General features: G+C 65.6%; 10 protein-coding genes. All 10 read right to left on the reverse strand.

All coding sequences use genetic code 11. The features are described 5' to 3' along the window. Positions 1 to 129: 129 nt before the first annotated feature. Positions 130 to 1,338, reverse strand: a complete 1,209-nt coding sequence (locus J4E53_RS17160) for an MFS transporter (protein ID WP_103309597.1) — start codon at positions 1,336 to 1,338, stop codon at positions 130 to 132. A gap of 52 nt (positions 1,339 to 1,390) precedes the next feature. Then, positions 1,391 to 1,795: a MarR family winged helix-turn-helix transcriptional regulator gene (locus tag J4E53_RS17165; RefSeq protein WP_003204618.1), complete on the reverse strand. Its 405-nt coding sequence runs from the start codon at positions 1,793 to 1,795 to the stop codon at positions 1,391 to 1,393. A gap of 72 nt (positions 1,796 to 1,867) precedes the next feature. Next, positions 1,868 to 2,599 carry an adenosylcobinamide-GDP ribazoletransferase gene (locus J4E53_RS17170; protein WP_103309595.1) on the reverse strand — a complete coding sequence of 244 codons (732 nt, stop codon included), beginning with the start codon at positions 2,597 to 2,599 and terminating at the stop codon, positions 1,868 to 1,870. A 2-nt stretch (positions 2,600 to 2,601) separates the two neighbouring features. Continuing rightward, positions 2,602 to 3,177: an alpha-ribazole phosphatase family protein gene (gene cobC, locus J4E53_RS17175; protein WP_060741081.1), complete on the reverse strand. Its 576-nt coding sequence runs from the start codon at positions 3,175 to 3,177 to the stop codon at positions 2,602 to 2,604. Continuing rightward, positions 3,174 to 4,229, reverse strand: a complete 1,056-nt coding sequence (gene cobT, locus J4E53_RS17180) for a nicotinate-nucleotide--dimethylbenzimidazole phosphoribosyltransferase (RefSeq protein ID WP_060741080.1) — start codon at positions 4,227 to 4,229, stop codon at positions 3,174 to 3,176. The genes cobC and cobT overlap by 4 nt, the downstream gene beginning before the upstream one ends. Beyond that, complete coding sequence (gene cobU, locus J4E53_RS17185; RefSeq protein WP_060741079.1) at positions 4,226 to 4,747, reverse strand: bifunctional adenosylcobinamide kinase/adenosylcobinamide-phosphate guanylyltransferase; 522 nt, start codon at positions 4,745 to 4,747, stop codon at positions 4,226 to 4,228. Before cobU ends, cobT begins: the two co-directional genes overlap by 4 nt. A gap of 151 nt (positions 4,748 to 4,898) precedes the next feature. Continuing rightward, positions 4,899 to 6,350 carry a cobyric acid synthase gene (locus J4E53_RS17190; protein WP_103311111.1) on the reverse strand — a complete coding sequence of 484 codons (1,452 nt, stop codon included), beginning with the start codon at positions 6,348 to 6,350 and terminating at the stop codon, positions 4,899 to 4,901. Beyond that, positions 6,347 to 7,339 carry a threonine-phosphate decarboxylase CobD gene (cobD, locus tag J4E53_RS17195; RefSeq protein ID WP_103311113.1) on the reverse strand — a complete coding sequence of 331 codons (993 nt, stop codon included), beginning with the start codon at positions 7,337 to 7,339 and terminating at the stop codon, positions 6,347 to 6,349. The genes J4E53_RS17190 and cobD overlap by 4 nt, the downstream gene beginning before the upstream one ends. Then, entirely contained in the window at positions 7,332 to 8,240 is a 909-nt protein-coding gene (cbiB, locus tag J4E53_RS17200; protein ID WP_103311114.1) for an adenosylcobinamide-phosphate synthase CbiB, read from the reverse strand. Before cbiB ends, cobD begins: the two co-directional genes overlap by 8 nt. Next, on the reverse strand, positions 8,237 to 8,887 hold the full coding sequence (gene bluB / locus J4E53_RS17205; protein ID WP_103311116.1) for a 5,6-dimethylbenzimidazole synthase: 651 nt from the start codon (positions 8,885 to 8,887) through the stop codon (positions 8,237 to 8,239). Before bluB ends, cbiB begins: the two co-directional genes overlap by 4 nt. Positions 8,888 to 8,895 lie beyond the last annotated feature (8 nt).

The following is an 8,895-nucleotide window of genomic DNA, read 5'->3' on the forward strand; positions in this document are numbered from 1 at the left end:
TGCCGTCCATTGTTCAACACGTCCCCATGCCCAGTTGCATCAAGGCCAACCCGCCCTGGTGCCAGCCCCACCAGGCGAGCGCCAGCAACAGGCCGGCGCCGGCAGCGATCAACCACGGGCCGATGCGACTCATGCCGCACCGACCTGAACTTGCAGGCGCGCCACCGGCCGTTCACGCACCGGCCAGTTCAACGCCGCCGCCAGCAGGCTGAGCAGGATCGATACCTGCCAGATCAAGTCGTAGCTGCCGGTGCGGTCATACACCACCCCGCCCAACCAACCACCGAGGAACGAGCCCAACTGGTGGAACAGGAACACGATCCCACCCAACATCGATAGATTTCGTACACCAAACAGGGTCGCTACCGTGCCGTTGGTCAACGGCACGGTCGACAGCCACAGCAAGCCCATTGCCATGCCAAACAGGTACGCCGTGGTGGTCGTCACCGGCAGCCACAGGAACAAGCCAATCACCACGGCCCGCAACAGATACAACCCGGTCAACAGGCGTGGCTTGGACATGCGTCCGCCCAGCCAGCCAGCGGTGTAGGTGCCGAAGATATTGAACAACCCGACCAGAGCCAGCACGGTGGTGCCGACGCTGGCGGGCAGGTGTTGGTCCACCAGGTACGCCGGCAAATGCACGCCAATGAACACCACCTGGAAACCGCAGACAAAAAAGCCGACCGCCAGCAGCCAGAACCCGGAATGGCTGCACGCCTCGCGCAAGGCTTCGGCCAGGGTCTGCTCGTGGCTAGCCACCGGCAACGGTGCGTCCTTGAGCATGCTCACCAGCGGCACGATCAACGCCACCAGCAGCCCCAGTGCCAACAACGCCGCCGACCAACCGAGCCAACCGATCAGCCCCAGCGTACCGGGCAACATGGCGAACTGGCCGAAGGAACCGGCGGCACTGGCGATGCCCATGCCCATGCTGCGTTTTTCCGGTGGCACGGCCCGTCCGACCACGCCGAGGATCACCGAGAACGATGTGCCCGACAGACCGATACCAATCAAAAGACCCGCGCTCAACGACAAGGACCATGGCGAGTCGGCCATGCCCATGAACACCAGGCCGAGTGCGTAGAGCACGCCACCGATCAGCACCACTTTCGCCGCACCGAAGCGGTCGGCCAGCGCGCCGGTGAAAGGCTGCGCCAGGCCCCAGATCAAGTTCTGCAAGGCAATGGCGAAGGCGAATACCTCACGGCCCCAGCCGAACTCGGCACTCATGGGCGCGAGGAACAGGCCGAAGCCATGCCGCACGCCCAGGGACAACGCCAGGATCAGCGCGCTGCCCACCAGGACCCAACCACAGGTACGCCACATCGATGTCATTTTTGTTCTCCAGTCGCGGGTATATACCCACTTATCATCGAACGAACCTGCTTCACGCCAGTTCATCCAGCAAGGCCAGCAAGGTCGCACGTTTTTCCGCGCCCAGCTTATCGATCAGTTTCTGTTGCGCCGCTTCCCAGGCCGGCAGCGCTGCCGCCAGCCGGGCCTGCCCCGTTTCAGTGAGCACGACGATACGGTTACGCAGATCGTCGCCCTCGGCCAGCGCCACCAACCCCTCGCCTTCCAGCACCCGCAGGTTGCGTCCCAGGGTGCTGCGGTCCAGGCCCATGGCCTCGGCCAGGGAGGAAATACTCGGTTGGTCCAGGCGCGCCAGGTTGCTCAGCAAAGAATACTGGGCAACGTTGATCCCGAAGCCGTCGAGGGCGCCGTCGTAATACCTGCTGACGCCACGTGCGGCACGACGCAGATTGATGCACAGACATTGGGAAGGAAGCATGATGCGTGTATATACCCGCGACTAAGTGAATGCAAACTTAAATGAACACTGCGCCGTCGACAAGATCCGGCTTCAACGCAACGCCAGCGCGACCAGAACGGCGGTTTCCAGCAGTTCCAGCAAGGCGCCCGCCGTATCCCCGGTGCAGCCTTGCAGCCTGCGCAGCATCATCCGTCGCAATCCGATGAAGACCAGCGTGGCCACCACCAACGTCCACAGCCCGGCCCAGCCCAACAGCAGCAGGCAACCCAGCGCACAGGCCGACAACACCTGCCAGCCCGAGCGGCGCGGCAGGTGATCGGCGAGCGCCTGCCCCAATCCACCGGCACGCACATACGGCGTCGTCAGGAACAACCCCAGCAATGCGCCCCGCCCCAGCATCGGCACGATGAGCAACGCCAAGGCCTGCTCCTGTTCGATCAACGCCACCAGCGCTGTCCATTTGAGCAGCAACACCACCACCAACGTCACGACGGCAATCGGCCCGCTGCGCGGATCCTTCATGATCAGCAACGTCCGTTCGCGATCGCCGAAACCGCCGAGCCACGCATCGGCGCTGTCGGCCAGGCCATCCAGGTGCAACCCGCCACTGAGCAGCACCCACGCCATCAGCACCAGCGCGCCATGCAGCAGCAACGGCGTGCCGAGCAATAACCCATCCAACGTCCATAACAGCCCGCCGAACACCAGCCCCACCAGCGGATAGAACAACAGCGAACGGCCCAACTGTTCGGGCTCGGGCATGCCGGGCAGGCGAACCGGCAGGCTGCTGAGAAATTGCAGGGCGATCCAGAAGGGCAACATCGTCAATTCGCCTCTTCGAGCACTGAACCTGCCGACACTGTCAGGGAAAACAGCGCGCCATGACCGACTTCGACATTGAGCAGTTGCTCGCGAGGCAGGCCGCGGGCTTGGGCCAGCAGCAGGCGCATCACGCCGCCATGGCTGACCAGCAAGACCCGCTGACCGGCATAGGCCGCGTGCAGACGCTCGACCGCCGCCAGGACGCGGTTGGCAAACGCCTGCACCGGCTCGCCTTCGGGGGGCGTGAAGGCATAGGGATCGGCCCAGAACTGGCCCAGTGCCTCGGCGTCAGTGTCCATCAACGCCGCTGCGCTGCGACCTTCCCAGGCGCCAAAATGCAGCTCTTGCAGGTCTTTGTCCAAGTGCACCGGCACGTTGAGCCGGGCGCCGAGTTGCTCGGCGAAACGGGCGCAGCGCTGCAAGGGTGAGCTGACCAGGCGATCCCAGGGTCCGCCTTGAGCGACGGCGGTGTGCATCTGCTCCCAGCCCCTGGCCGTCAAGGCATCGTCGAGGCTGCCGCGCAAGCCGCCGCCCAATTCGGTTTCGCCGTGACGCAGCAGATCCAGGCGCAAGGTCATGCCGGGCGGTCCGCCACGGCCGCTTCGGCAAACGTCGCCATCTGCCCGTGCAGGTCACACGCCAGGCGCAACAGCGGCACCGCCAACGCCGCGCCACTGCCCTCGCCCAGGCGCAGGCCGAGATCCAGCAGCGGTTCGGCACCGAGGGTTTCCAGCACGTGGAGATGGCCCGGTTCGGCGCCGCGATGGCCGAACAGCAACCACGGCCGGCACGCCGGATTGAGGCGCACCGCCACCAGGGCCGCGACGCTACAGATGAATCCGTCCACCAGCACGGCGACGCCCTGCTGGGCACAGGCCAGGTATGCGCCGACCAACGCGGCGATTTCAAAACCGCCGAGGTTGAACAGGGTCTGCAACGGATCGTTACCCTGGGCAGCGTGCAACGCCAGCGCCCGTTCGATCACCTGGGCCTTGCGGCTGACACCCGCGGCGTCCAACCCCGTGCCCGGCCCGACCAAATGCGCCACCGGGCAGTCGAGCAAGGCGCAGGCCAGGGCGCTGGCGGCGGTGGTGTTGCCGATGCCCATCTCGCCGCCGATGAACAATTGCGTGCCGGCCGCGACGGCACGCAGCACACTGTCGCGCCCGGCGTGCAAGGCTTGCTCGCCCTGTTTCACCGTCATTGCCGTGCCCTGGGCGAAATTCGCCGTGCCCGGCCCGAGGTTCAGGTGTCGCACACCGGGCAGGTCCAGCGCAGGCGTGACGGTGCCCAGGTCGACCACTTCCAGGGACGCGCCCAGTTGCCGCGCCAGGACGCTGATGGCCGCGCCGCCGCTGACGAAGTTGAGCAGCATTTGCCCGGTGACCTCTTGGGGATAGGCCGATACGCCTTCTGCGACCACGCCATGGTCGCCGGCAAAAATCGCAATCCACAACCGCTCCAGGCTCGGTTTGAGCTGCCCTTGCAGACCCGCCAGTTGCACCGCCACCGATTCCAGCCGCCCCAGGGAACCGGCCGGCTTGGTCAGTTGTTGCTGACGGGCCGCGGCCAGTTCCAGCACTTGGGTATCGACGGGCTTGCACGGTTCCAGCCACCAGCGATGATTCATAACGCAGTACCTTTGAGAGTCAGGGGCAGGCCAGCGACGGTCAGCACGACGCGCTGACAACGTTCGGCCAAGGCTTGATGCAGCCAACCGGCTTCATCGACGTAACGGCGGGTCAGCTCGCCCAGCGGCACGACGCCCATGCCGGTCTCGTTGCTGACAAAAATGATCTCCCCGGGCAGCGCGGCCAGGCTGTCCAGCAGTGCTTCGCGCTCGGCGTTCAATTGCTCGGGAGCCTCGAGCATCAACAGGTTGGTCAGCCACAGGGTCAGGCAATCCACCAGCAGGCATTGCCCGGGGGCGGCGTTCTCCCGCAGCACCCGGGCCAGGGCCAGGGGCTCCTCCACCAGCGCCCATTCGGCTGGCCGCCGGGCGCGATGCTGGGCGATGCGCTGGTTCATCTCACCGTCCAGGGGTTGGCTGGTGGCGATGTAGGTCACTGGCAAACGGGTGTCCGCCGCGAGTTTTTCAGCCAGGCGACTCTTACCGGAGCGGGCGCCGCCGAGGATCAGTTGCAGCATGGGTCATTAACCTTTATTTGGCGGTGTGGCGACTGGCGCCATCGCGAGCAAGCTCGCTCCCACAGTTGATCTGGGGTGTACATAAATTCTGTGCTCATCAGCGATCCAATGTGGGAGCGAGCTTGCTCGCGATGAGGCCACCCCAGCGACCCTAAATCCCACAAAGCTCACGCAACCATCCAGTATCCAGATGCCGCTCCACCAGATCCGCCAACCGCTCGATGTCCCGCTCGCGCAAGCCGTGGTAATCCACCGTTTGCACATCCGCCAACCCCGCCCAACGCAACAACGCGCTGCTGGCCTGGGGCGACTCGAACAGCCCGTGCAGGTAGGTGCCGAACACCTGTGCGTCGAGGCTCTGGGCGCCGTCGCAACGGCCGTCTTCCAGGTGCACCGCAGCATTTTCCAAGGCCGGGCCGGTGGTCACGCCCGCGTGGATCTCATAGCCGCTGACCTCGGCCGCTTCCAAGGCCAGTCGCCCACGCACATTGCGCAGTTGCTTCTCATGTTCCAGGGTCGTTTCGAAATCCAGCAGGCCCAGACCGGCACTGGAACCCGCCGCGCCTTCCAGCCCCAAGGGGTCGTGAACCTGCTGGCCAAGCATCTGCAAACCGCCGCAGATGCCCAGCAATTTGCCGCCGTAGCGCAGGTGACGATGGATCGCCGTCTCCCAACCGTTGGCTCGCAGGTAGGCCAGGTCGCTGCGCACGCTTTTCGAACCGGGCAGGATGATCAGGTCGGCCGGCGGGATGGGCTGGCCGGGGTCGACGAATTGCAGGTCGACCTGTGGGTGCAGGCGCAACGGATCGAAATCGGTGTGGTTGCTGATGCGCGGCAAGACCGGCACCACCACTTTCAGCACGTGTTCGGCCTTGTCGATCTGGCGCTGATCGAGGCCATCCTCGGCTTCCAGGTGCAGATCCATGACGTACGGCAACACGCCGATCACCGGTTTGCCGGTGCGCGCCTCCAGCCAGTCCAGGCCGGGTTGCAGCAAGGCGATGTCGCCACGAAAACGGTTGATGATGAAGCCCTTTACCCGCGCCTGCTCACTGGGGGAAAGCAACTCCAGCGTGCCGACCAGATGGGCGAACACCCCGCCGCGATTGATATCGGCGATCAGCAGCACCGGGCAGTCCACCGCCTCGGCAAAGCCCATGTTGGCGATGTCACCGGCGCGCAGGTTGATCTCCGCCGGCGAGCCGGCGCCTTCCACCATCACCACCGCATAAGCCGCGCTCAAGCGCGCGTGGGAGGCCAGCACCGCTTGCATCGCGATGGCTTTGTAATCGTGATAAGCCACGGCGTTCATGGTGGTGACGGCACGACCATGGATGATCACCTGGGCGCCGGTGTCGCTGTTGGGCTTGAGCAGCACCGGGTTCATGTCGGTGTGCGGTTCGAGACCGGCGGCCTGGGCCTGCACCGCCTGAGCCCGACCGATTTCGCCGCCGTCAGCGGTCACGGCGCTGTTGAGGGCCATGTTCTGCGGCTTGAACGGCACCACGCCCACGCCCTGGCGCCTGACCCAGCGGCACAAGGCCGTGACCAGGGTACTTTTGCCGGCATCGGAGGTGGTGCCCTGCACCATCACTGTGGTCATGGGGTGTCCTTGGCGTAGGCTTCAAAGGCTTGTTCGAGGCGCAGGAATTCGCTGTCGTCGGCCGGCAGCCCGAAACGCAGGCTGCTGGTGTTCACGAACAGGCGCAGGAGAATGCCGCGATGGGCCATGAAATCGTGAAGCCCCTGGGCGTGTTCGGTGATCAGCCATTGGAACAATCCGCAGCCGCCCTGCGGCTTGAAGCCGTGGCGTTCGAGCAACAGCGCCAGGCGTTGGCTGGTGGCTTCGCAGCGTTGGCGCTGGGCTGCGTGGGCATCGCTATCCAGCAGGCACGCCTGGCCCAGCACCCGGGTCGGCCCGCTGACCGCCCACGGCCCGACTTGTTCGGCAAGCAACTTGAGCAAGCGGCGTTCGGCCAATACAAAGCCCAGGCGAACCCCGGCCAGGCCAAAGAACTTGCCGAACGAACGCAGGACGATCAGCCCGACCAGATGGGTGTACGCCGCCAGGCTCAGCGCCGGTGTGACGTCCATGAACGCTTCATCCACCACCAACCAGCCACCGCGCTGGGCCAGGCGGGCATGCCAATCCAGCAAACGCTCGGGCGCCAGGCTCAGGCCCGTGGGGTTGTTCGGATTGACCACCACCAGCACATCGAGGCTATCGAGGAAGAAATCCACTTCCGCTTCCAGCACTTCGCGCACGATATAGCCGCTGCGGCGCCAGGCTTCGGCGTGCTCGGCGTAACACGGCGACAAGACGCCAACCTTGCCGCTGCGACGCAGGCGCGGCAACAGCTGGATGGCCATCTGCGAACCGGCCACCGGCAGCACATCCAACGCACCGTAGTAATCGCAGGCGGCCTGCTCCAAGCCGTCATCGGTTTCCGGCAGGCGCGCCCAAGCCCGCGGGGGAATCGCCGGAACGTCGAACGGCCAAGGCGCGAGGCCGCTGGACAAGTCGAGCCAATCGGCCTCGGCAATGCCGTATTGCCGGGCCGCGTTGCGCAAGCGTCCGCCGTGCTCAAGCATAGAACTCAGCTCCCAGGCAGAGAATCAGCAACCACAACCATACCCCGCGCTGGACCAATTGCCAGCCGCGATCAATGGAATCGGCACTCGCCGGTACGCCTTCGCCCAAGGGCGGACGTTGGTGCAGTTCGCCGTGGTAAACCGCCGCCCCGCCCAACTCGACACCGAGCGCTCCGGCCCCGGCGGCCATCACCGGCCCGGCGTTGGGGCTATCCCAGGTCGGGCCCTGGCTGCGCCAGCACTTGAACGCCAGGCGGGTCTGGCCGAGCAGCGCGTAGGTCAACGCCACCAGGCGCGCCGGAATGTAGTTGAGCACATCGTCGATCTTGGCCGCTGCCCAGCCGAAGCGCTCGAAGCGTTCGTTGCGATAGCCCCACATGGCGTCGAGGGTATTGCTCAGGCGGTACAGCACCACCCCGGGCGCGCCGGCCACGGCGAACCAGAACAACGCGGCGAACACCGCGTCGCTGCCGTTTTCCAGCACCGACTCGGTGGCGGCGCGGGCCACGGCGGTTTCGTCCAGTTCAGCCGTCTCGCGACTGACTAGGTAGCCGACGCGCTGGCGCGCCTGCTCCAGATCACCGCTGCGCAGTGCCCGCGCCACCGGTTCGACATGCTCGCCGAGGCTGCGCAGGCCGAGGGCACAGTACAACGCCAGGATATCCACCAACCAGCCCACCATCGGCGCCCAGGACAGGGCCGTGGCGAGCAAGGTCAACGGCACCACGGCCATCACCCAAGCCGTCACCCCGTGGCTGCGCCAGCCACGTCCGCCTGAGTTGAAACGCTGTTCGATGCGATCGGCAAAGCCGCCGAACGCCACCAACGGATGCCAGCGCCGAGGCTCGCCCAACAGCGCATCCAGCGCCACCGCAGCGGCACTGAGCAACGCCACGCTCATGGGCTCACTCCCCAACGGTTTTCATACAGCAGTTCATTGAGCGGACGCGGTTGCGCCCAACCTTCCAGGGCGAGCATCGGCGCTGGGTAAAACCCTTCGACCGGGCCCAGGCAAAGGATCGCCAGCGGCTTGGCCCCGGCGGGCAGGCCCAGCAGGTCGGCCAGGGCCTGAGGTTCGAACAATGACACCCAGCCCATCCCCAGCCCTTCGGCGCGGGAGGCCAGCCACAGGTTCTGGATGGCGCAGGACAGCGAGGCCAGGTCCATTTCCGGCAAGGTCCGACGACCGAAGATGTGCCGCTCGCGATCCTCCATCAACGCCGCCACCAGCACTTCGGCGCAATCATCGATGCCTTCGACCTTGAGCTTCATGAATTCATCGCTGCGCTCGCCCAGGGCTTCGGCGGTGCGAATGCGTTCTTGTTCCACCAGTTGGCGGATCTGCCCACGCAAGGCGCGGTCGCTGATGCGGATGAATCGCCACGGTTGCATCAGGCCGACGCTGGGGGCCTGGTGCGCGGCTTCCAGCAGACGGCGCAACAGGGCCGGCTCTACCGTGCCGCCGCTGAAATGGCGCATGTCGCGGCGCTCGGCGATGGCGCGGTAGACCGCATCGCGTTCGGCCTGGGAGAAAGCGTTGTCGGTCATGGCCGCTT

It is taken from the genome of Pseudomonas sp. FW305-28 (assembly GCF_017351395.1).
Lineage (GTDB): Bacteria > Pseudomonadota > Gammaproteobacteria > Pseudomonadales > Pseudomonadaceae > Aquipseudomonas > Aquipseudomonas fluorescens_AA.